Raw genomic sequence first — 23,855 nt, 5'->3', positions numbered from 1 at the left:
GGTAACCTTTTTGTAAATGAAATCACTTCTAAGTTCTGCCACTGAAATAAATAGTAAGTGGTAGCGTATGCTAGGCGTTAACTGGAGTCTAAGGGGGTAAATAAATCATATTTACCAACAAGGGTGGTACCGCGATGATCTCGTCCCTTTTTAGGGAGGAGATTTTTTACTTTTAAAAGAAACGAAACAAGGAGCGAAATAAATGGATTATAAAGACACATTACTCATGCCAAAAACAGCTTTTCCAATGCGAGGGAATTTACCAAATAAAGAACCAGAATGGCAAGCTAAATGGGAAAAAGAAAATCTTTATCACAAAATTCAAGAAAAAAATGCTGGACGGAAGCCTTATATTTTACATGATGGGCCTCCGTATGCAAATGGCGAGCTTCATATGGGACACGCGATGAATAAAACGATTAAAGATTTCATTGTTCGTTATAAAGCAATGGCTGGTTTTAGAGCGCCTTATGTTCCAGGATGGGATACGCACGGGCTTCCCATTGAAACGGCTTTGGCAAAAAAAGGTGTGAAGCGAAAAGAAATTTCTGTTGCGGAATTTCGTGAGCGTTGCGCAGAATATGCTTATAAGCAAGTAGACATTCAACGTGCTGGCTTTAAGCGTTTAGGTGTAACCGGGGATTGGGAAAATCCTTATATCACTTTAACACCAGATTATGAGGCAGAGCAAATTAAGGTTTTTGGTGAAATGGCTAAAAAAGGTTATATTTATAAAGGAAAAAAACCTGTGTATTGGTCACCTTCCAGTGAGTCAGCTTTGGCAGAAGCCGAGATTGAATATCATGATAAAGTGTCTGCTTCCATCTATGTTGCCTTTGAAGTAACAGATGGCAAAGGGGTTTTAGAACCGGGAACAAAAATTGTGATTTGGACGACGACACCATGGACAATTCCAGCAAATATGGCCATTACTGTTAATCCTGATCTAAACTATGTGGTAGCTCAGGTGAACGGCACTGATTACGTTGTTGCTGAAAGTTTACTTCCATCTTTAAAAGAACAGCTCGGTTGGGAGAGCGCAAAAGTTACGAAAACGGTTCGTGGTAAAGAGCTCGAACACGTTGTAACTAAACATCCATTTTATGACCGGGATTCATTGGTTATAAATGGGGAGCATGCAACTGCTGATGCGGGGACTGGGGCTGTCCATACTGCTCCTGGTCACGGGGAAGATGACTTTATTGTCGGTCAAAAATATGGATTAGAAATTCTAGCCCCGCTCGATGAACGTGGCGTGTTGACTGATGAAGCTCCAGGGTTTGAAGGAATGTTTTACGATGATGCAAATAAAGCTGTAACTGAAAAGCTAAAAGAAAACGGCGCTTTATTGAAGATCGATTTTATTACACACTCCTATCCACATGATTGGCGTACTAAAAAACCCGTTATTTTCCGTGCAACTGCCCAGTGGTTCGCTTCGATTGATAAATTCCGTCAAGATTTGTTAACAGCTGTTGAAAGTGTCAATTGGACACCTGCGTGGGGAGAAACGCGTCTTTATAATATGATTCGTGATCGAGGGGATTGGGTTATTTCAAGACAACGCGCCTGGGGAGTTCCGTTACCAATTTTTTACGGTGAAAATGGCGAGCCCATCATTACCGATGAAACGATCTCTCATATTTCAAATCTTTTCCGTGAAAATGGTTCGAATATCTGGTTTGAGCGAGAGGCTAAAGACTTATTGCCAGAAGGATTTACACACCCATCTAGTCCAAATGGTGAGTTTACCAAAGAAAATGATATTATGGACGTGTGGTTTGATTCAGGGTCTAGCCATCAAGCAGTACTTGCTTCAAGACCAGAATTAAATCGCCCAGCTGATTTGTATATGGAAGGATCTGACCAATATCGTGGTTGGTTCAATTCTTCTTTAACAACAAGTGTGGCGATTACTGGTGAGGCCCCTTATCGTAATCTTTTAAGTCATGGTTTTGCGTTAGACGGAGAAGGGCGCAAGATGAGTAAATCCCTTGGCAATACGATTTTGCCTGGCAAGGTGATCAACCAGCTTGGCGCGGATATTGTTCGTCTTTGGGTAGCTTCTGTTGATTATCAAGCTGATGTTCGAATTAGCGATGACATTTTAAAACAGGTATCAGAAGTTTATCGTAAAATTCGTAATACAATGCGTTTTCTGTTAGGGAATATTAGCGATTTCGATCCAGCAAAGGACCGCGTTGCTTTTCAGAATTTACGTGAAGTCGATCAATATTTAGAAATAAAACTGAACCATCTCGTTGACCAAGTAAGAACAAGCTATGAAAAATTTGAATTTGCAGCAATCTACCATCAAATTAACAATTTCTGTACACAATTGTTAAGCCAATTTTATATGGATTTTGCTAAAGATGTTGTTTATATTGAAGCAGCAAATAGTAAAGATCGGCGCGCTATGCAAACGGTTTTCTATGATGCAACGACGGTTTTGGCTCGCCTACTTGCTCCTATTTTGCCACATACAGCTGATGAAATCTGGCTTCACTTAAACGGGGAAGAAACAACTAGTATTCATTTAGAAGACTTGCCAGAAGTTCTTGATTACAGCAGTGCTTTACCTCTTGAAGAAAAATGGGATCAATTCATGGATGTGCGTAGTATCGTTCAAAAAGCATTAGAAGAAGCCCGTAATGAAAAATTGATTGGTAAATCAATGCTTGCTAAAGTCACATTATACGTGGATGAACAAGCAGAAGCATTGTTCCATTCACTTGAAGGTGATTTAGCTCAACTATTTATCGTCTCTGATTTTGAAATGGTTCAAGGGCTCGACTTGGCTAAAGAAAATGGCGTAACTTCTGAGCATGTCGCTGTAAGTATTTCCATTGCAGAAGGCGAAACTTGTGAACGTTGTCGTGCTGTGAAAAAAGATGTTGGCGAAGATCCACACCATTCAACATTATGCGCGCGCTGTGCCGATATTGTAACGAAACATTATGATCATTAAAGTGTAAGTACAAAATACGAAGCGATCAATAAAAGGGGTTGAATTCTGTTACAGACAGAACTCAATCCTTTTCATTTATTTAACTTAAATAAACATGATACAATAAATAAAGCAACTGAGTTTTGTAAGGAGATGAATTTGTGGAAATATCTTTTATCAAAGTACACGGATCACAAAATGATTTTTTTATTATTGATGAAATAGAAAATAAAATTTCTTTTTGGGATGATGATAAACGAAGAAAATTAGCGCGTTCTTTATGTCAACGAGATGGACTGCTTAGTGGGGCAGATGGAGTCCTTTATATCAGCTCTGCTACAACAGAAGAAGCTATAAATAAAATGCGTGTGTTTAATGCAGATGGTTCTGAAGCTTCGATGTGCGGGAATGGTTTACGAACAGTAGCCCGTTATCTTCTAGAAAAAACGAAGAAAACAAGCGCTCGAATTGAAACAATGAAAGCTGTACTTGAAGTCAAACAAAGCGAATCGCTTGGCTATCATATCCCTACATATCAAGTGGAAATTTCACCAGTATATTTTGCTTTAAAAGCTTTGCCATTTCAATATAACGCGGAACAACTGATCAATCAACCAATCCCTGAATTAGATGAAAAATTAGCTTTTTCAGCAGTTGCAGTACCTAATCCACATTTAATTACGTTTGTTACCAAAGAGGTCTTAGAATCAAAGAAGCAAGAGAACTTAGCAAATTATTTAAATCAAGAAAATCCCTATTTTCCTGATGGTGTTAACGTTAGTTTTGTCCAAAAATTAGCGAAAAATGCTATTTTTGTAAGAACGTATGAGCGTGGGGTCGGTTTTACAAATGCTTGTGGAACAGCGATGTCCGCCGCAAGTCTGATAAAAAAAATCATGGATCATGATATATTAGAAAAAGAGTTAGATGTGTATAATGATGGTGGGCGCGTTCGAGTGTCGGCTACGCAAAATCGTGCCGGTCATTATAAACTTGCTTTAATCGGTAATGCGACATTTACTGCGCGAGGGATCATTACACTAGATTCAGAATTTAACTACGAACTTCTTGAAATGAACCCAACAGAGGAACAAGAGGCCTATGATCAAATGAAAACAGCAGTTAAACAATTTTTAATGGAAAATAGATAAGGAGAATTTCATGAAAACGAATCAAAAAAAAGCAATGCCTTTACTAACTATCGGAGGAATCGCACTTATTTTGTTCATCATCGAGGCTTTTTCAGTAGCAACTGAGAAGAACTGGGTGGCTAAGTTTGATTTAAGGTGGATTGATGCTATTCGCAGTCATATCGAGCCTGCCAAAACAAGTGTGATTAAGTTTTTAACGAATTTTGGATCAGCGGAATATGTGATTATTATGACGGTTATTTTAGTGGTGATTTTATTTATTTTACGTAAGTTTGTTGTTGGTTTGTGGTTTGGCGGGACTGTTTTATTTTGCGCTGTTGTTCTAAACTACATATTGAAGCATGTCATTGGACGCAACCGACCAGATACTAAAAATTGGCTGGTTTCAGAGACTGGCTTTAGTTTCCCAAGTGGTCATGCTACTGCTTCTACAGTCTTTTATGGCTTAGCCGCTTTGTTCATTATTTTTATGATACGTCAATTATGGCTAAAGCTGGTTGTTGGTTTTGTTGGTTTGGTCATCATCCTTTTTATGATGTATGCGCGTATTTATCTTGGTGTACATTACCCAACCGATGTATTGGGTGGCTTTTTGTTCGGTTTAGCCGCAATTTTTCTTTCAACAGGCATTTATTTTTACGCTCGTAAACCACTTCAAGGGCTACTTAAAAAAATGAGGATAAATGATAAAAGCATTGTTTAACTGATAATGAACATTCTCTTTTTTGGACTTTTGTACTGAAAAAGAGAATGTTTATTTTAAATGTAAACGCCATACATTTTTGCTTGCATTCAAAGTAGGAAAGAGTTAATATAAAGGTATTAAAAAAATATGTTTTCTTATTTAGAAGTAAATTCACATGTTATAAAGGGTATCCATGCTTTATCATTTGAATACCTTTTATAATATGTGAATTTTTTTATCGAAAATCTAGGAAAGTTTGTTGTTAGACATTTTTGCCAGTTTTTTGTTAAAAGGACATATTAAGAAAATTTTGGGAGGTTTGCAAAATATGCAAGGTAGAGTAAAGTGGTTTAACGCTGAAAAAGGCTTTGGCTTCATTGAAGTTGAAGGCGGCGGCGACGATGTATTTGTACACTTCAGCGCTATTCAAGACGAAGGATACAGATCATTGGAAGAAGGACAAAGTGTGGAGTTTGAAATTGTAGAAGGCGATCGTGGTCCACAAGCTGACAACGTTGTAAAACTTTAATTTCTCATCTTCTCATGAAGCGAAAAAGAACAGTGAAGGCCACGTGCTGCTGTTCTTTTTTGTTTGTATTTAAATGGAGAAATAAGTTATGATGATACTATCAAATATAAAGGAGTTTTTTAAGTGAAACTTGCGAAGTTAATTGATCATACTGCATTAAAACCAGAGACAACGAGAGAACAAATTCTAACCCTAATTAAAGAGGCAAAAGAGTATCATTTTTGTTCTGTATGTATAAACCCTACTTGGGTAGCGCTTGCTAGTAAAGAGCTTGCAGGGACGGATGTGGAAGTTTGTACAGTTATTGGCTTTCCCTTAGGCGCAAATACTTCAACTGTGAAAGCTTTTGAAACGAAAGACGCCATTTCAAACGGGGCAACAGAAATTGATATGGTCATTAATGTTGGGGCTTTAAAAGCAGGGGACTACCCGTTTGTTGAAGAAGATATCCGTGCTGTTGTTAAGGCGGCAGAAGGAACGTTAGTTAAAGTGATTATTGAAACTTGTTTACTAACGGATGAAGAAAAAGTCATTGCCTGTGAACTTGCTGTAAAAGCAGGTGCTCATTTTGTTAAAACGTCTACTGGTTTTTCTTCAGGTGGAGCGACAACCGAAGATATCGCTTTAATGCGAAAAACAGTTGGGCCTGATATTGGCGTTAAAGCTTCAGGTGGGATTCGTTCAAAAGAAGATGTTTTAAAAATGGTAGATGCAGGAGCCACAAGGATTGGTGCAAGTGCTGGAGTAGCGATTATTTCGGGTGAAGTAAGCAACAGCGATTATTAATTTTAAACGGTTTACAACCATTTAGAAGGAGCGAATAAAAAATGAGAATGATTGATATTATTGCCAAAAAACGTGACGGCAAAGCGCTCAGTACAGAAGAAATTCAATTTTTTGTTGATGGCTATACCAAAGGAGAAATCCCTGATTATCAAGTAAGTAGTCTGCTTATGGCCATTTACTTTGAAGATATGAACGATGATGAACGTGCTAATCTCACAATGGCGATGGTGCATTCTGGTGATATGATTGACCTTTCCGCCATTTCTGGTATTAAAGTTGATAAGCATTCAACTGGAGGAGTTGGTGATACGACAACGCTTGTGCTGGCACCACTTGTTGCAGCACTTGATATTCCTGTTGCTAAAATGTCTGGCCGTGGATTAGGGCATACAGGAGGAACAATTGATAAATTAGAATCTGTTGCCGGTTTTCACGTTGAGCTAACAAAAAATGAATTCATTGATTTAGTTAATCGTGATAAGGTAGCAGTAGTTGGGCAAAGCGGGAATTTAACACCTGCTGATAAAAAATTATATGCATTGCGTGATGTAACTGCTACGGTTAATTCCATTCCGCTTATTGCCAGTTCAATTATGAGCAAAAAAATTGCGGCTGGTGCAGATGCTATTGTTTTAGATGTAAAGACAGGTGCAGGCGCCTTTATGAAAACAGAAGAAGATGCGAGAGAACTTGCTTTAGCTATGGTTAGAATTGGGACAAACGTTGGGCGTAAAACAATGGCGGTGATTTCTGATATGTCACAACCGCTTGGCTTCGCTATTGGTAATGCCCTTGAAGTAAAAGAAGCCATTGCTACGTTAAAAGGCGAGGGCCCAGAAGATCTAACTGAACTCGTTTTAACACTTGGTAGTCAAATGGCTCTTCTTGCTCAAAAAGCAACCACACTTGAAGGGGCACGTCAAAAACTACTTGAAGTGATTCAAAATGGTACCGCTTTAAATAAGTTTAAGGAATTTTTAACAAATCAAGGTGGAGATGCGAGTGTTGTTGATCATCCTGAAAAGTTGCCACAAGCCGCATTTCAAATTGCCGTCCCTGCCAAGTCATCAGGTGTTATCAAGCAAATTGTTGCAGATGAAATTGGCGTTGCTGCGATGTGGCTCGGTGCTGGTCGAGCAACGAAAGAAGATGAAATTGATCTTGCAGTAGGGATTATGCTTCATAAAAAAGTGGGGGAACAGGTGAAACAAGGCGATCCACTTGTTACAATTTATAGCAATAAGAAAGATGTAAGCGAAGTGATGGAAAAAATTTATGCTAACATTAAAATTGCAGATCATGCAGAAAAACCAACTTTAATTCACCAAATTATTACTAATGAATAGAAATATACCATGCGATTCAGCAAAAAATAGGATTAGCGTAGGTGCTACGATAAATCGAGCGAAATAAAAAGGTTTGCCAGAAGCTGGCGTACGTGAGTACCAGGATTCTGGCAAACTTCTTTATGTTTTAGGTTATTTTTCTGCTGCATCAATTTGTTCAAGCATATTTGGTGTGTTCAAATCACTTCGCAAAAACTCAGAGGTTTGTGGGAGCTGTAATTCAAAACCCGTTTGTTGCGCTACTTCAACGACTCCATCAAGCAACGCATAATCATATACATGCCCACCAAGCGTTCGCATATCATCAATAAAGTGAAGATGGTAACCTGTTACACCAATACCCGTAATATAAAGCGGCGTAAAGAAGCCAACGATAGTTCCTGTAATATAATCAAATTGATAGGTTGGCTGAGCCTTTACCGCTTCAATTAAAGGGGGATAGGGGCGCTTTTGTTTAGGAACAACACGCGTATTTACTGTACGAAAATTCCCACTAATTTTGATCGCGTAAAAGACGTTAGCTCCTTGCGTCTGTGAAGCTATTTTACGTTCAATTTGTGCTTTTGTTTCTAAGTCGCAAATCGTAAACTGCACATCTGGTTCAAAATAAGTAATGCTTGCAAAAGGTGTTGTATCATTTGCCTTGATTTTATAAGCTTTACCATCTTGACGTATCTGGAATGGCTCACCATCTAGAATAACAAGTTCTCCGTCAAATTCATCCAGCGTACCAATACCTAAATTCCCATGTTTCATTAACTCCTTAAATGTCGTTGTCCCGCTAAATAAACCATGAGCTAAAGCGGCCATTGTCGAATGTTGATAAAGATAATTCTTTCGTTTCTTATCCACCTTAAAACACTCCTTTATGCTTTATGTACTTGTCATATGTTTTCCTTTTACTGCTTTATTAAAACATATTATACAAGAAGTGTATAGAGTGTTTGATTATCATTGATGGGGATAAAGTTCGGATCAAATTGAGCAATGCGCTTAAGTAGAGCAGGATAATCATGCTTATCGTGAAGCAACACACCAATAATAACAGGGCCATTATTCCGATTGACTTTTTTTGTATATTCAAATTTTGTAATATCATCTTGTGGACCTAAGCATTCGTTAACAAATTCTTTTAAGGCACCGGGACGCTGTGGGAAATTAACGATAAAGTAATATTTCAAACCTTCAAATAGCAAAGAACGTTCTTCAATTTCTTGCATGCGGTTAATATCGTTATTACCACCACTTATAATGCAGATGACGGTTTTACCTTGAATCTCTTCTTTACAATGTGCTAGAGCTGCAACGCTTAAAGCTCCAGCTGGCTCAGCCACAATCGCTTGTTTTGTGTAAAGTTCGAGGATCGCTGAACAAACTTCACCTTCAGGAACTAGCTTAACCTCATCAACAAATTCTTTTGTATGATGATAATTGAGCTTTCCCACTTGTTTGACAGCAGCACCATCAACAAATTTATCAATCGTTGGTAAAGTAACAACTTCACCAGCTGCTAAAGATTTCGTCATAGAAGGAGCACCAGCTGGTTCAACACCAATTATTTTTGTTTTCGGGCTTGCTTCTTTAACATAACTTGCAATGCCAGAAATTAGGCCCCCACCACCAATTGCTGCAAAACAGTAATCCGCTTCTAAGCCTTCATTTGCTAGATCTTGCAACATTTCAACTGCAAGCGTGCCTTGACCGGCGATGATATGAGGATTGTCAAAAGGAGCGATAAATGTTGAATGGTGTTCTTTTGTGAAAAGCTTTGCCGCTTGTTGGGCAGCATCAAATGTGTCTCCTGTTAAAACTACATCAACATAATCACCACCAAAAAACGTTACCTGTGACACTTTTTGCTGCGGTGTTGTCGTTGGCATGAAAATCGTTGCTTTTACTTTCATTTTTTGGCAAGTATAAGCGACGCCTTGTGCGTGGTTACCCGCACTTGCACAAGTGACCCCTTTTTTTAATTCTTTTTTAGTTAAACTTTGAATAGCATAATAAGCTCCGCGCAACTTAAACGAACGAACCCACTGTAAATCTTCACGTTTTAAGTAAACATGACAATCAAACTTTTGCGAAAGATAATGATCATATTGTAAGGGGGTTTTTTTAACGATTGGTTTAAGTACGTGATGCGCTTTTTCTACATCTGCTTTTGAGATAAATAAATTAGTTAATCCCATATTCAACACAATCCTTTATCTATATTTTTTTCAAATGAAGTGATATCTTCAATATGGCTTAGTGTAATGGCAATATCATCAAGGCCGTGAAGGAGCTTATGTTTCCAAGTTGAATCAATCGTAAAAGCATAATTCCAAGTGGAGCTGCTAACCTTTTGTTTCGGTAAATCAATCACAATTTCAGCAGCAGCATTTAAAGAAGCAAGGTTTTCGCGGGCTTCTTTTGATAGTACGATGGGTAAAATCCCATTTTTGGTACAATTCATATAAAAAATATCACTAAAACTACCAGCAATAATCACACGAAAACGATAATCTGAAAGCGCCCAAGCAGCATGTTCGCGTGAAGAACCGCAACCAAAGTTATCACCTGTAATTAAAATCGTTGCTTCTTGTCTTGAGGGATCATTTAATGGAAATGTTGGATTTAGCTGGCGATTTGGTAAATAGCGCCATTCATCAAATAAAAATTCGCCAAATCCTGTTTTTTCAATCCGCTTTAAAAAGCTTTTGGGAATAATTTGATCGGTATCAATATTGTCATTCATCAATGCGACGGTTTTTCCTTTATGAATGGTAATGGCTTCCATTTGCGTTTACCTCCTTACGAATATCAATAAAGTGTCCATGAATAGCTGCTGCTGCTGCCATAGCAGGAGAAACGAGATGCGTTCTTGCCCCTTTACCTTGCCTTCCTTCAAAATTTCGATTGGACGTAGAGGCGCAGTGTACACCTGCTGGAACTTGATCAGGGTTCATTCCAAGGCACATTGAGCAACCAGGTTCGCGCCATTCAAAACCAGCATCTTTAAAAATTTGATCCAGGGAAGCTTTTTCTGCAGCAAGACGAACTTGTCTTGAACCAGGGACGACTAAAGCACGAATGCCATCTTTTACTTGTTTACCTTGAACAATGGCTGCCGCTTCTTTTAAATCAGAAAGACGAGCATTTGTGCAAGAACCAATAAAAACATAACCTAGCTTGATATCTTCAGGTTTTTGCCCTGGTGAAAGGCCCATATATTGATAAGCTCGTTTGTCATTGATATTGTTTATTTCTGGAAAACTTTGATTGAAAGGAACCGCCATGCTGGGGTTCGTTCCCCAAGTAATATACGGGGCAAGCGTTGAGACATCTACTTCATAAAGCACGTCATAGTGGGCATCTTCATCTGTAGATAAACTTTCCCAAATTGAAATCGCTTTTTCGATATCTTTTGGAGCAAATTCACGACCACGCAAGTATTCATAAGTTTTCGCATCTGGAGCAATCATTCCCATTTTTGCACCGCCTTCGATGGCCATGTTGCAAATGGTCATTCTTTCTTCCATAGAAAGATTCGTAATGGTTTCGCCAAAATATTCAATGGCATAACCCGTCCCAAATGAAACGCCATAAGTTGCAATAAGGTGTAAAATAATATCTTTTGCATAAACACCTGGATTAAGCTGGCCGGTAATTTTAATCCCCATTGACTTAGGCTTTTGCTGCCAAATGGTCTGTGTTGCAAAGACGTGTTCGACTTCACTTGAGCCAATGCCAAAGCTAAGCGCTCCAAAAGCGCCATGTGTTGCTGTATGTGAATCCCCACAAACAATTACTTTCCCAGGTTGTGTGAGCCCCATTTCAGGACCTACCATGTGAACAATTCCTTGATCAAGACTACCAATGTCTGCTAATCTAATACCGAAGTCTAAGCAGTTTTTGCGCAGAGTTTCAATTTGTTTTTTAGCGATCACATCTTGAATATTAAAAATATCGCTTGTTGGTACATTATGATCCATTGTGGCAAACGTCTTATCTGGACGTCTAATAGTGCGAGAAGCCGCGCGCAAACCTTCAAAGGCTTGAGGAGAAGTGACTTCATGAATTAAATGCAGGTCAACATATAATAATTGTGGTTCACCTTCTTTGCCAAGAATCACGTGTTGATCCCATAGTTTATCAAAAAGTGTCTGCTGCATCTTTTTTTGCTCCTTCCCGAATAAAATGAATCACTTGATTTGTAAAGGCAGTCGTTGTTGTATCACCACCAAGATCTTTTGTTAAAAAGCCCTCTGTTAGTGTATTTTCTACAGCTTGTTTAATCACAGCGCTCTCCTTAGTAAGGTGGAAAGATTGCTCTAACATCATGCTGACAGATAGAATCATCGAGATCGGGTTGGCAACATTTTCCCCTGCGATATTTGGGGCGGATCCGTGAATAGGTTCATATAATGACACGAAAGCTTCACCATGACTTGCAGAAGGAAGCACGCCAAGTGAGCCAACGATAACAGAAGCTTCATCACTTAAAATATCGCCAAATAGATTTTCTGTAACAATGACGTCGAAATGTTGTGGTTCTTTAATAATATGCATAGCTGCTGCGTCAACGTAGAGATGCTCTAGTGTGATTTCTGGATAATTTTTGGCAATACGGTCCGCTGTTTTTCGCCATAATTTACTTGAGGCTAGGACATTCGCTTTATCAACGGACGTGACTTTTTTTCGGCGTTTTTTAGCGAGTTCAAAAGCTTGAATTAAAATGCGTTCAATCTCTAAACTGCTATAAGAAAGTGTATCAATCGCTTTTTTTTCATTCCAATATTTTGGTTCACCAAAATAAAGGCCACCAGTTAGTTCGCGCACGACAACAAAATCACTGCCAGCTACAACTTCTTTTTTTAAAGGGGAGAGGTGTGCGATATGCTCTGATATGCTGATTGGACGAATATTGGCAAAAAGGCCAAGTTCTTTTCGAAGCGCAAGTAAGCCGTCTTCAGGACGAGAGGGTGCTAGATCCCATTTTGGCCCACCAATGGCTGCTAGTAAAATAGCATCTGCATGCTTACAAGCAGTAAGTGTTTTTTCAGGAAGGGGCTTACCGGTCAAATCGATTGCTGCACCGCCAAATGCGTGTTCTTCTAACTTAAAGTCATGTTGAAAGTATTGCCCCACTGTTTTTAAAACAGCGATTCCACTTGACATAATTTCTGGCCCAATCCCATCACCTGGCAAAACTGTGATCAAATAACTCAATTTATTTAACCTCCTTTAAAACGAAATGCTTATTTTTACTGCTTGCTTGAAGGTAAGCTTTAGCGCTTGCGGTTAATACATCATGATCAATTCCAATCCCATGGAATTGTTCGTGATTTTGGTTTTGAATGATCACATGGACTTCTGCTTGGGCATCTTTTCCAGCTGTAATCGCTTGAATTCGGTAATCCGTCAGTGAAACTTCTTGATTTAGCAGTCGATTCATTGTTTGATAGATGGCAGCGATACTTCCGCTTCCAGTTGCAGCATCTTCTAAGATAGAACCGTCTGCTTGCTCAATTCGAATAATAGCACCTTGCGCGCCACCTGTTACAAATTGTAGTTGTAGGTGACTTAGTTTTAAAGAAGGATCCGTTTCTTGTGTTTGTCCAAGAATAAGTGCATGCAAGTCATCTTCTGTAATCTCTTTTTTGACATCTGCCAGCTGTTTGAAACGCTTGAAGGCTTCAAACAGTTCTTCTTTTGAAAGGCTATAACCAAGTGTTTCCATACGTGTATGGAAGGCATGTCGTCCAGATAATTTGCCAAGAGGTAGCGAGTTGGTTTTTACACCAACAAGTGCAGGTGTAATAATTTCATACGTATCAGGATTTTTAAGCACACCATCTTGATGAATGCCTGACTCATGTGCATAAGCATTACCACCGATAATCGCTTTGTTTTTTGGAACAGCAAGACCAGATAAACGACTAATGACATCACTTGTCGCTTTAATTTGGTCGAGCACGATATTCGTTTTTGCTTGATAAAAGTCCTTTCGAATATGTAATGCAACAGCTATTTCCTCAAGTGCTGTATTACCAGCACGTTCGCCAATCCCATTGATTGTTCCTTCGACACGGGTCGCTCCGTTTTCAATAGCGGCGAGCGAATTAGCGACTGCCATACCTAAATCATCATGACAATGTGATGAAAAGGTAACTTGATCAAATTGGGAAATATTTTCTTTAAGGTCACGGAAAAGTTGACCAAATTCAGTAGGATTCGTGTAACCAACTGTATCTGGGATATTGATAATCGTTGCTCCTGCATCGATTGCTGTTTGTACTGCTTGAATTAGGAATTTTCGCTCAGTACGAGTCGCGTCTTCTGGCGAAAATTGAACGGTTTGGAAATACTTTTTTGCATAGGTAACATGTTCTTTAATTGCAGCTAGCACTTCGGAACGCGTCATTTTTAGTTTATATTTCATATGGACATCACTTGTTGCTAAGAAGACATGAATTTGCGGGGAATAGGCGTTTTCAAGTGCTTCTTTCGCACGGTCAATGTCATTTTTTACACAACGGGCTAATGCAGTAACCGTTGTACTTGTTATTTTTTCAGCAATCTGCTTTACGCATTCAAAGTCTCCTTGCGAAGAAATTGGAAAGCCTGCTTCAATCACATCAACGCCCAGCTTTTCTAGTTGTAAAGCAATTTGAACTTTTTCTTTTGTATTAAAATTTACGCCAGGTGTTTGTTCACCGTCGCGTAATGTTGTGTCAAAGAATTGAATTTTTTTCATTTGCTGATTTCACCTCATTCTTTTTAGATTACTTTAGCGATTTTGGCCGACAAATGGCATCATTTTACGGAGTTCTGCACCAACTTTCTCAATTTGGTGACCTTTTTGTTCAGCTCGCAATCGGTGAAATTCTTTGAAACCATTTTTATTATCATCAATGAAAGACTTGGCAAATTTTCCATTTTGGATGTCAGTTAGTACTTCTTTCATAGCTTGTTTTGTTTCCTTTGTAATGACGCGTGGACCAGAAACATAATCGCCATATTCTGCAGTATTAGAAATGGAGTAACGCATTTTTTCCATACCACCTTCATACATCAAATCGACAATCAACTTCATTTCATGTAATACTTCAAAGTAAGCAAGCTCTGGTTGGTACCCAGCTTCAACGAGTGTTTCAAATCCAGCTTGAATCAAATGTGTCGCGCCACCGCAAAGGACGGCTTGTTCACCAAATAAATCTGTTTCTGTTTCTTCTTTAAAGCTTGTTTCAATCACACCTGCTCGTGTGGCACCAATCCCTTTTGCATAAGATAAAGCCATGTTGCGAGCATTTCCGCTTGCATCTTGATGAATGGCAAAAAGTGACGGCACAGCACCACCTTGAACAAATGTCCGGCGAACCAAGTGGCCTGGGCCTTTTGGAGCAACAAGGAAAATATCGAGCTCTTGAGCTGGCTTAATCACATTAAAGTGAATGTTAAAACCGTGAGCAAACGCAACGGCATTTCCGGAAACTAAATTTGGTGCAATGTCTTTTTCATAAATGCTCCCTTGGTTTTCATCTGGCAATAAGAGCATAACAACATCTGCTTGTTTGCTAGCTTCACTTACTGAAAAAACATCGAACCCATCTTCGCGAGCTGTTTTCGCTGAGTTTCCTTCACGGATACCAATGATGACATGGTTTCCGTTATCACGTAAATTCTTTGCATGGGCGTGTCCTTGAGAGCCGTAACCAATAATGGCTATCGTCTTACCTTCCAGGGCGTTTTCTTTTACTGCATCTTCATAATATACTTTTGTCATGTTATAAACCTCCAAATTTTTTATTGATTACGTATGTTGCCATACGGAATTAATTTTCTTTTGTACTTCTTTTAAATCCAGTAACACCGGTTCGTGCCATTTGTTTAATGCCATAAGGACGAATAATATTTGTAAAAGCGTCAATTTTTTCGCTGGTTCCTGTGACTTCAATGACAATGTTTTTTGAACCGACATCAACAATCGTTCCGCGAAAGGGTTCAATAATTGTACAGAGTTCAGAACGAATCTGCGGTGGTGCGTTTACCTTTATGATAGCCAGTTCGCGTTCGACATGCGGGTCATCTGTAATATCACTTACTTTTAAAACATCAATCTGTTTATTTAGATGTTTTTCGATTTGTTCAATTTCATAAAGTGAGTCGACATGAACAACGATGGTAATGCGTGAGACATTGGCTATTTCAGTCCAACCAACAGAAATGCTATCAATATTAAATTGTCTTCTGGAAATAACGCCTGTAACGCGATTTAGTACACCGGATGAATTATTGACAGTCGCTGTAATAATACGACGCATACTATTCGACTCCTTCCATCTGATGATTTGGCTTGCCACTTGGTACCATTGGCAAAACAAGTTCATTTTGAGGAATGAGGACATCAACAACAATGGGGCCAGCATAGAGAAATGCTTTTTGCAGTTCTTTTTCAAGCGTGGCTGGATTTGAAAGGCGAACAGCCTTTACCCCGTAAGCTTCACCTAATTTAACAAAATCCGGTTGTGCATCGAAAAGAGAATGAGAATAACGTTCATTATGAAATTTTTCTTGCCATTGTCTTACCATACCAAGTGCACGATTGTTTAAAATAATGATTTTTGCATTAATTTTATATTCATTTAAAATTGCGAGTTCTTGTGTAGTCATTTGAAAGCCACCATCGCCGACAAAACAAACGATCGTCTTATTTGGAAAGGCTAAACTTGCCCCAATAGCAGCAGGTAAACCAAAACCCATTGTCCCAAGGCCACCACTTGTAATGATTTGATGGTCAAACTGAAATGGATAAAACTGTGCGACCCACATTTGATGTTGGCCAACATCGGTTGTAACAAGCGCTTTACCTTGTGTTATTTGTCCAATGATTTCAATGACTTTTTGTGGTTTAATTTCGGTTGTGGCTTGTTTGTTATAAGAAAAGGGGTGACGGTGTTTTCTTGTCATATTTAGCTTCACCCAATGTTCGCTATTGATTGTTTCATTCATTTTTATTTGTAAAATTTGCTTTAATGTGGTGCGGATATCGGCTACAATTGGTATTTGTGTAGGAATCACTTTGCCAATTTCAGCTGGATCAATATCGATGTGAGCGATGACTGCATTTGTAGCAAATTCTTTAGGTGAGCTAGCCAAACGATCATCAAAACGCGAGCCAAAATTAATAAGTAAATCACAATCAGTCAAAGCCATGTTAGCTGCATAAGAGCCATGCATGCCACCCATTCCTAAAAAGAGCTCATGATCATGCGGAATACTCCCTAGTCCTAGTAACGTATTGACAACTGGAATTTGATAACGACTAGCAAAAGCTAATAATTCGGTTGTCGCGTTTGAATGATTCACACCAGCACCAGCGATAATGAGCGGTTTTTTTGAAACAGCTAAGGCTTGGATTAATTTTTCAACTTGAAGTGGATTTGGTATATAAGTTGGTTGATATCCTGGTAAATTTGGTTTGTTTTCTGTTAATTTAGTTGTTGTTTGTACAAGTCCGATGTTTTTAGGAATATCAACAACGACAGGCCCTTTACGCCCAGTATTGGCAATATGAAAGGCTTCGCTAACAATTCGTGGTAAATCGCGAACATCACGCACTTGATAATTATATTTTGTAATTGGAATCGTTAAACCAAGCATATCCGCTTCTTGAAAGGCATCTTTTCCGATACCAGGCATATGTACTTGCCCTGTAAAAACTACAAGCGGAATCGAGTCGCTCATCGCGTCGGCAATACCAGTAAGTGCGTTCGTTGCTCCTGGACCGCTTGTTACGATAACAACACCTGGTTTGCCAGAAGCTTTAGCATAGCCTTCAGCAGCATGAATTGCACCTTGTTCATGCCGTGTTAAAATATGAGGGATTTCAGAATCATAAAGCGCATCGTAAAGAGGTAATACAGCTCCACCAGGATAGCCGAAAATAAATTCAACTGCTTGCTGTTTTAAGGATTCGATTAGTAGTTCAGCACCGCTTTTTGTTTGTGATTTTACTTTTTCCATCACTTTTCTGCCACCTCTTTTTTATTTAATAAATTTTCTGGAATTTCCATAACACCACCAGTATTTGCTGATGTAACAAGTGCTGCATAACGGGCGAGATAGCCGCTTTTCACTTTGGCTGTAAAGTTAGGCAGTTCCTTTTGTCGCTTGTTTAATTCCATCATGGAGACTTCAGCATTTAATGTTCGATTAAATAAATCAATGGTAATTACATCACCATCTTGAATGAGAGCGATTGGTCCACCACTAGCGGCTTCAGGTGAAATATGACCAATAGCAATCCCACGTGTAGCTCCTGAAAAACGGCCATCAGTAATTAAAGCGACTTCTTTCCCAAGACCACGTCCAACGATGCTTGAAGTGGGAGCAAGCATCTCTGGCATTCCTGGTCCACCTTTTGGCCCCTCATAGCGAATGACAACAACATGTCCTTCTTTAACAATATGGTTATCAATAGCAGCAACCGCTTCATCATGGGAATTAAAACAGATGGCTATACCGCGGAAGACTTGAATAGAGGGATCGACGCCGCCTACTTTAATTGCAGCTCCATCCGGTGCAATGTTGCCAAATAAAATAGAAAGTCCACCAACAGGGCTGTAGGGCAATTCTTTAGGATGAATAACCGCTTCATTTTTAATGGAAGCTGCTGCAACATTCTCACGGAGCGTTTTTCCCGTCACTGTGATTCGATCCGGATGGATTGCTTCGTTTAAATCAACAAGTTCTTTAATAATAGCTGAAACACCACCGGCTTGATGAACATCGTGCATAGAATAAGCAGAAGAAGGGGCAATTTTGGAAAGATAGGGTACCCGCTTAGCAATTTCATTGATCTGATTTAAATGGTAATCAATTCCGGCTTCGTTTGCCAAAGCAAGTGTATGAAGAACGGTATTTGTTGATCCACCCATCGCCATATCTAATGCAAAAGCGTCATCAATCGCTTCTTTTGTGATGATATCAAGAGGTCTAATATCTTTTTTGACAAGATCCATCAAGTGGAAGGCAGATTTGCGAATTAATTGCCGTCTTTCCTTGGAAACAGCAAGCGTTGTCCCATTTCCTGGAAGCGCTAGACCAAGGATTTCAAGCAAACAATTCATCGAGTTTGCAGTAAACATTCCGGCACAAGAGCCACATGTAGGACAAGCATTCGCTTCAAGGTCAAGAAATTGTTCTTTAGAAAGGGAGCCTTCTTTAAAAGCACCAACAGCTTCAAACATTGAAGAAAGTGTCAATGCTTTTCCCTCACTTGAAAGACCTGCTTTCATCGGCCCCCCAGAACAAAAGATGGCTGGAACATTCGTCCGAACGGAAGCAAGGAGCATTCCTGGTGTAATTTTGTCACAATTTGGTATGTAAAAAACACCATCGAACCAGTGTGCATTGATGACTGTTTCAGCTGAATCAGCAATAAGTTCCCGGCTTGGCAAAGAATAGCGCATACCAATATGTCCCATTGCGATCCCATCATCTACACCGATTGTATTAAATTCAAAAGGAATACCGCCTGCTTCACGAATCGCTTCTTTAGCAATATCAGCGAGTTCGCGCAAATGGACATGCCCAGGAACAATATCAATATACGAATTACAAATCGCAATAAATGGCTTATCCATATCTTCCGGTTTCCTAATTTGTCCAGTTGCATGTAGCAAACTTCGGGCAGGTGCTTGTTCAATTCCTTTTTTTATTTTGTCACTACGCATGAATTTAACCCCATTTCTTTTTTATTATAAATCTTTTGAAAAAGGAAAATAATATCCGATAAATTTTGATTTCCATTTTTCAGGATAAAAGAAAAAGCACCCCATTTAAATAAAAATGGGATGCTTTGTAAGAATCCCATTTAAAACAGGACTCAAACAACTGCAATTTCTTACAGTGTTCAAAGCCCTTCTAGAGTAATAAAATTGTAATGACGTTATAATTTATTGTGGTTTTCATAGTCATTAACTCCTCGTTTTTTGAGATTCATTATCTTTTTCAAAAATAATATTATTAACAATATAAACGTTTGTGTATCTTCTGTCAACTAATATAAAAAATTTTTCCGTCTATTTAGATTGTTTTCATAATACAGCTACTTATAAAACCTACCGCTAGCTCCATTAGAAGAAGATTAATCAGAATAATTTTATTTTTATCTTATATTTTTCAAATAATTTCTTCTGAATGAAATAATTTGCAACTTATTGGCAGTTTCTGCTAAGTTTAAGTTATTAAATTATCGAGCGGAAGTTAGGGAAGCTACATGGAAAAGTTAAAAACCGAACGCCTTTTATTAATTGAATATGAATACAAGATGATTCAGGCAACGATAGTAGGGATTCAAGAGCTTGAATATACGTCGGGGTATCAAGTTTCAGCCAATTGGCCTGGTATCGATTTCTTTTTCTATTTACCCTTTGTATTAGAGAATATCCAAAGAAAGCCGTGGATGACTAGGTGGACAAGGCTCATCGTTTTACAATCAGAAAACAAGATCATTGGTGAAATTGGGGGACAAGGTGATCCTGATCAGACAGGGGAAATTGAATTAGGCTATAGTATTGTTCCAGAATATCAGCGTCGTGGCTACATGCAAGAAGCGCTTCAAGCGATGCTGATTTGGTTAACAAAGCAAGCAGAAATAAAGCGAATTTTCGCTCGTTGTTATGAACAAAATCAAGCATCCATTCATGTTTTACAAAAAACAGGTTTTATCCATTTGAGCGAACAAGACAAAATTGAAGTAGGGAGGAAAGTGATGATGTGGGAGTTTTCAGGAAAGATAGAGCGAGATCCATGTTAATTATTCCATCAGGTAAACCTAAGATCTGGGATAAAAATCCAGACTATGGACCTACTCGTGCAAAATATGCTTATACAGGAACGTTTCATTGCCTTGCCAAAACTTATGCAGAAATGTTTTCACCTGATGATTATCTGATTTTATCTCCTAAATACGGCTTTTTATATCCAGAAGATTGGGTCAAAAAGACCTATGATGTGCGCTTTACATTAAATGGTGTGAATCAACACACCATCAGTTTAGCTGACTTGAAAAAAAGCTGGCAAGAAAAAACAGCGCAACGAAAAATAGCCGAAATCATTATGATTGGTGGAAAAAAATATTTGCCCTTAATGGAGCAAGTTTTAGCAGCAAAAATAAAGATCAGCTTACCACTTGCTGGCTCATCTGGTATTGGTATTATGCAGCAAAAATTAAAAAAAGCGATTCAAGAAAGAGAACCGCTAGCCGATCGTACTCAAAATAAACAAAGCTAAGGTGATAAACAAAAACATCACGCCCATATCTATATTTTTGCGAATAAAAAAGTAAGCTGTTTGAAGTAGCAATAAAATAGCTAGTGAAATGACAATAATATGCAACATGCGTTCTCCTCCCTTACTTAAATATTTGCTTTATTTTCGATAAAAGTGACTTATCTTGTCTAGGTTATTTTGGTTGCTATATGAATCCCTTTTTGCCTTAAATTTTCGAGGCAGGCTTTGAAATAGGCAGAGTCATGTTCTGGATAAGTAGGGGAGGTTTCTTTTAATAAAAGTAGATCTGTTGGAAGGTAAGAGGGACAGTTTTTGCCACGATAATAGGGATTGTACCATAGTGAAGTCACGGCATATCCCCTTTTTGTCATCTCGTCCATGACCTTTTTATGGTACTGAAATAACCGATAAGGAGGATGAGTGAAGATATAATTAACAGTGGAGTGTGATTTCCCCCATCCGTTACCTCTTAAGGCACAACATTCTCTGTGTTGCCCAAGTAATTGTTGACGAGGTAATAATGGAATAAGCTGTTCGTGCCACAAACGCATAGTATAACCCGCCTTCTGTTTATTAGTATTAGTAAGTTTTGTTCTTTAATAAACCTTAAATACTAGTTATAACAAAAACTAGTATTTAAGATTTTATTATTTATAGTAGCTATAAGATAATCAGTATATTTGTAGATAGATCTACATGTAGATGTCATTTTCTTTTTTCTCATATATAGAGATTATAGATCTTAATTCTCGCTTTTCATTAGAAGTGAGTGTGACTTCATGTTCATCTAATAATACATCTAGTACTTCATCAACAGATACTAAACTTTTTATGTTTACTAAAGCGTTGAGTCTATCTTTATTTCTATAGGACAACCCTGTAGCAGTTTTTCATTTTTTTTCAGGTTGAATAGCTTGTGTTTTATTGTAAAAATTTTTTCTCTAATAGCCATCGAAAATGCCCCCGTCCTTAAGTTTTTCTTCTTGTTTATTGTATCAAATTTAATAAAAAAATAAAATGGGTAGGAGTCCTTTTAAGCACGACAAATCAAGCGAAAGCAAAAAGCTTGTCGCTTGATTATTTGTCTCAAACGGCTATCTAGTACGTGGTTTGAGAATAACTTTCCCTTAAAATGACAAAGGAACAAATCGCTTAGTTCATCAATTTAGCACCTATTTTCCGAAGAACTACTGCTAAAATACAAAGAAAACCGATACTAACAATAAAGGCAGGAGGAAGAGACTGGTCACCTGTTTTTGGTAAACGTGCTTCACTTGGGGTTAGCACGATTTTTTGTGTGGCTACCTCAGTCAAATCTCCATTTTCCACAATAGGATTTGGATTAGGGTTCAGTTTTATCGTTGTATTTGTCTCTGTCATCTCAATCACTTCCTTTTTCTGCGTAAAATAATGATGACTAATATAATGACGGTGATCGCAAGCAAACCAAGTAGCCAGTAAATGATCATAGAAGGGGACTTCTCTTCTGCAAAGGGTGTGCCTTCCGCTTTTAAGAGGGCGTTGTCATCCTTAGAGATTGAAAATTTCTTTTTGAATAGCCATTTTTCTTGGCCAGACGTGACTTCAATATCTACTTCATAATCACCAGGTTTCATTTCTGCTGCAGACCAAGGAATAAATAACTTAAACCGGTCGCTTGGTGCAAAGCGCATCTGTTGTTTTTGCAATGTTTTATATACTGACTTTTCTCCTGATCGATAAATTTTCATTTTAAGAGAAACGTTATTTAAAATGTTAGGCCGGATGTTTTCCATATCGAGCTTAAGTGTTGCTTGTGCTTCATTTGGTGTAGGCTGAATCTTGTACAGCTGCACCTTGCTGCCTCCTTTATAAGGCACTTCTTCTTGAAGCACAACCGCCATAGCGTAGGCTAATTGTTGATTAAATCCAATTCCGGATTTGGAGTTAGAAGCATCTTTAGCTGAAGCTGTATTTATTTCAGTAACATATACACCGCCTAAAACGATACCTTGGAATTTTTGTTTTGGAAGCTTGACTGTAAATGTGACTTCCTTTTTTCCTTGGGCGGGTACGGTCACTTCTTGCTCACGTTCATTTACCATTTGATTAAAATCATGAGGTACTTTTTTTTTACTTTGTATACTGTAATCAATAAAACCATTTTTATTCGTTACGGCGCGGTTCAATTGAACTTTAAAGCGCGCCTCTGAATTTGAATGATTGATAATATCAAAAGAAAAAGTTTTCGTTTCATTTGGCTTTACTTCAGAGTAGAAATAATCAAGCCCTTTTTTCCCTGATTGGGGGTCTAAGTGTGGCTTAACTTCATATGATAAATCCACTGCATGGCTAGTTAAAGGAAACAAAAGAAGGAGAAGTAAAAAAAGTAAGAAACTTATACTGCTCTTTAGATATTTTTGTTTGACCAGTAAAGCCATTTAGCGGGCACCTTCAGGAGTGGCAGAAGATAGCGTCCACGTTATGGTAGATGTATAAGTACCTACTTTCGCTTGGTCACTATTAAAAGAAAGTTCCGCTTTATTGTCATCAAAGTTTTGATAATAAGTACCGCCACCTTCATTTTGTTCAGCTGCTAAAATAGGTTGAGCAGCAGTAGTTACTGTAACAGGAGCAGTAAGATTGCCTTTTAAAGTAACAGCTTCTTTGTTACTATTTTTTACAGTTCCTGGTGTTAATTGAAGCGTAGCAGGTAAAACATCATCCTTGTTTTTTAATTCTGTTTTTGCAACAGAAACAGTCCAACCAGCTAATGTTCCACGTCCATCTGTCACTTGTAAATTGCTTTCTTGACGTGTATTTTGAGCAGTGTGGTTTCCTGTCCCTACGCTAAAAGTTCCAAAGTGAAAGTTCGGTGCAATGTCAATACGAAGAGGTTCTGTGTTATTTGTTGGATCATCAGCACCATTTGGATCACTTGAATCATCTGGTGGAACTGGCGGTACAATTGGAGGAGTAGGTTCGTCATTTGTTTTAAATAAGACCGTTCCATTCGTTGTTGCGTTTTGATTATCGGTTGCTGCTTCAACTAAGACTGGCAGGGTAAGACTACTAACTAGTGGAGCTAAAAAAGCTACGCTACTTATTATCATGATTTTTTCTTTTTTCATTCTAAAAAACCTCTTTCTTT

23 protein-coding genes and 1 other annotated feature (1 of these 24 running past the window's edge) are annotated in these 23,855 nt (G+C 38.4%); of the genes, 8 read left to right on the top strand and 15 right to left on the bottom strand.

The window, feature by feature from the left end; genetic code table 11:
• Positions 1 to 151: a binding site (T-box leader), on the top strand; it begins 72 nt to the left of the window's first position.
• A gap of 51 nt (positions 152 to 202) precedes the next feature.
• From ileS to G6Q10_RS06305, 6 genes are all read left to right on the top strand, one after another.
• Complete coding sequence (gene ileS, locus G6Q10_RS06330; RefSeq protein WP_163654341.1) at positions 203 to 2,968, top strand: isoleucine--tRNA ligase; 2,766 nt, start codon at positions 203 to 205, stop codon at positions 2,966 to 2,968.
• Between the two features lie 140 nt (positions 2,969 to 3,108).
• Entirely contained in the window at positions 3,109 to 4,098 is a 990-nt protein-coding gene (gene dapF, locus G6Q10_RS06325) for a diaminopimelate epimerase (protein ID WP_163654340.1), read from the top strand.
• A 10-nt stretch (positions 4,099 to 4,108) separates the two neighbouring features.
• A complete protein-coding gene (locus G6Q10_RS06320; protein ID WP_163654338.1) occupies positions 4,109 to 4,801 on the top strand; it encodes a phosphatase PAP2 family protein in 693 nt (230 codons plus the stop codon).
• A gap of 310 nt (positions 4,802 to 5,111) precedes the next feature.
• Entirely contained in the window at positions 5,112 to 5,312 is a 201-nt protein-coding gene (cspD, locus tag G6Q10_RS06315; RefSeq protein ID WP_163654336.1) for a cold-shock protein CspD, read from the top strand.
• 123 nt (positions 5,313 to 5,435) lie between these two features.
• Positions 5,436 to 6,098, top strand: coding sequence for a deoxyribose-phosphate aldolase (deoC, locus tag G6Q10_RS06310; protein WP_163654334.1), 663 nt, complete (start codon positions 5,436 to 5,438; stop codon positions 6,096 to 6,098).
• 41 nt (positions 6,099 to 6,139) lie between these two features.
• Positions 6,140 to 7,444, top strand: a complete 1,305-nt coding sequence (locus G6Q10_RS06305; protein WP_163654332.1) for a pyrimidine-nucleoside phosphorylase — start codon at positions 6,140 to 6,142, stop codon at positions 7,442 to 7,444.
• Between the two features lie 132 nt (positions 7,445 to 7,576).
• Here G6Q10_RS06305 and budA read toward each other — a convergent pair whose 3' ends face one another.
• From budA to ilvD, 10 genes are all read right to left on the bottom strand, one after another.
• Positions 7,577 to 8,296 carry an acetolactate decarboxylase gene (budA, locus tag G6Q10_RS06300; RefSeq protein WP_163654330.1) on the bottom strand — a complete coding sequence of 240 codons (720 nt, stop codon included), beginning with the start codon at positions 8,294 to 8,296 and terminating at the stop codon, positions 7,577 to 7,579.
• Between the two features lie 68 nt (positions 8,297 to 8,364).
• On the bottom strand, positions 8,365 to 9,633 hold the full coding sequence (gene ilvA / locus G6Q10_RS06295) for a threonine ammonia-lyase IlvA (RefSeq protein WP_163654328.1): 1,269 nt from the start codon (positions 9,631 to 9,633) through the stop codon (positions 8,365 to 8,367).
• A 2-nt stretch (positions 9,634 to 9,635) separates the two neighbouring features.
• Positions 9,636 to 10,223 carry a 3-isopropylmalate dehydratase small subunit gene (gene leuD / locus G6Q10_RS06290; RefSeq protein ID WP_163654326.1) on the bottom strand — a complete coding sequence of 196 codons (588 nt, stop codon included), beginning with the start codon at positions 10,221 to 10,223 and terminating at the stop codon, positions 9,636 to 9,638.
• Positions 10,201 to 11,598: a 3-isopropylmalate dehydratase large subunit gene (gene leuC, locus G6Q10_RS06285; RefSeq protein ID WP_163654324.1), complete on the bottom strand. Its 1,398-nt coding sequence runs from the start codon at positions 11,596 to 11,598 to the stop codon at positions 10,201 to 10,203. Before leuC ends, leuD begins: the two co-directional genes overlap by 23 nt.
• Positions 11,579 to 12,655 carry a 3-isopropylmalate dehydrogenase gene (gene leuB / locus G6Q10_RS06280; RefSeq protein ID WP_163654322.1) on the bottom strand — a complete coding sequence of 359 codons (1,077 nt, stop codon included), beginning with the start codon at positions 12,653 to 12,655 and terminating at the stop codon, positions 11,579 to 11,581. Before leuB ends, leuC begins: the two co-directional genes overlap by 20 nt.
• A 1-nt stretch (position 12,656) precedes the next feature.
• A complete protein-coding gene (locus G6Q10_RS06275) occupies positions 12,657 to 14,183 on the bottom strand; it encodes a 2-isopropylmalate synthase (protein ID WP_163654319.1) in 1,527 nt (508 codons plus the stop codon).
• A gap of 33 nt (positions 14,184 to 14,216) precedes the next feature.
• Positions 14,217 to 15,212, bottom strand: coding sequence for a ketol-acid reductoisomerase (gene ilvC, locus G6Q10_RS06270; protein WP_163654316.1), 996 nt, complete (start codon positions 15,210 to 15,212; stop codon positions 14,217 to 14,219).
• 49 nt (positions 15,213 to 15,261) lie between these two features.
• Entirely contained in the window at positions 15,262 to 15,750 is a 489-nt protein-coding gene (gene ilvN, locus G6Q10_RS06265) for an acetolactate synthase small subunit (RefSeq protein ID WP_163654313.1), read from the bottom strand.
• Between the two features lies 1 nt (position 15,751).
• Positions 15,752 to 17,452, bottom strand: a complete 1,701-nt coding sequence (gene ilvB, locus G6Q10_RS06260) for a biosynthetic-type acetolactate synthase large subunit (protein ID WP_163654310.1) — start codon at positions 17,450 to 17,452, stop codon at positions 15,752 to 15,754.
• On the bottom strand, positions 17,452 to 19,164 hold the full coding sequence (ilvD, locus tag G6Q10_RS06255) for a dihydroxy-acid dehydratase (protein WP_163654307.1): 1,713 nt from the start codon (positions 19,162 to 19,164) through the stop codon (positions 17,452 to 17,454). The genes ilvB and ilvD overlap by 1 nt, the downstream gene beginning before the upstream one ends.
• 545 nt (positions 19,165 to 19,709) lie before the next feature.
• On the opposite strand from ilvD, the gene G6Q10_RS06250 reads away from it, so the two are divergent.
• Together G6Q10_RS06250 and G6Q10_RS06245 are read left to right on the top strand one after the other, a co-directional pair.
• Positions 19,710 to 20,249, top strand: a complete 540-nt coding sequence (locus G6Q10_RS06250; RefSeq protein WP_163654304.1) for a GNAT family N-acetyltransferase — start codon at positions 19,710 to 19,712, stop codon at positions 20,247 to 20,249.
• Positions 20,243 to 20,725 carry a DUF6884 domain-containing protein gene (locus G6Q10_RS06245; RefSeq protein ID WP_163654301.1) on the top strand — a complete coding sequence of 161 codons (483 nt, stop codon included), beginning with the start codon at positions 20,243 to 20,245 and terminating at the stop codon, positions 20,723 to 20,725. Before G6Q10_RS06250 ends, G6Q10_RS06245 begins: the two co-directional genes overlap by 7 nt.
• Here the strand turns inward: G6Q10_RS06245 and G6Q10_RS06240 are convergent.
• The 5 genes from G6Q10_RS06240 to G6Q10_RS06220 form a co-directional block, all read right to left on the bottom strand.
• Positions 20,693 to 20,833: a hypothetical protein gene (locus G6Q10_RS06240; protein ID WP_163654299.1), complete on the bottom strand. Its 141-nt coding sequence runs from the start codon at positions 20,831 to 20,833 to the stop codon at positions 20,693 to 20,695. The genes G6Q10_RS06245 and G6Q10_RS06240 overlap by 33 nt on opposite strands.
• 59 nt (positions 20,834 to 20,892) lie before the next feature.
• Positions 20,893 to 21,276 carry a TIGR02328 family protein gene (locus tag G6Q10_RS06235; protein ID WP_163654295.1) on the bottom strand — a complete coding sequence of 128 codons (384 nt, stop codon included), beginning with the start codon at positions 21,274 to 21,276 and terminating at the stop codon, positions 20,893 to 20,895.
• Between the two features lie 601 nt (positions 21,277 to 21,877).
• On the bottom strand, positions 21,878 to 22,105 hold the full coding sequence (locus G6Q10_RS06230; RefSeq protein ID WP_163654292.1) for an LPXTG cell wall anchor domain-containing protein: 228 nt from the start codon (positions 22,103 to 22,105) through the stop codon (positions 21,878 to 21,880).
• 5 nt (positions 22,106 to 22,110) lie between these two features.
• On the bottom strand, positions 22,111 to 23,145 hold the full coding sequence (locus tag G6Q10_RS06225; protein ID WP_163654289.1) for a WxLIP family cell surface protein: 1,035 nt from the start codon (positions 23,143 to 23,145) through the stop codon (positions 22,111 to 22,113).
• Positions 23,146 to 23,835: a WxL domain-containing protein gene (locus G6Q10_RS06220; RefSeq protein ID WP_163654286.1), complete on the bottom strand. Its 690-nt coding sequence runs from the start codon at positions 23,833 to 23,835 to the stop codon at positions 23,146 to 23,148. It lies immediately after the preceding gene.
• Positions 23,836 to 23,855: the final 20 nt, after the last annotated feature.

Origin of the sequence: Listeria sp. PSOL-1 (genome assembly GCF_902806445.1) — a bacterium.
Lineage (GTDB): Bacteria > Bacillota > Bacilli > Lactobacillales > Listeriaceae > Listeria.
This window is presented reverse-complemented; position numbering and strand designations above follow the sequence as displayed.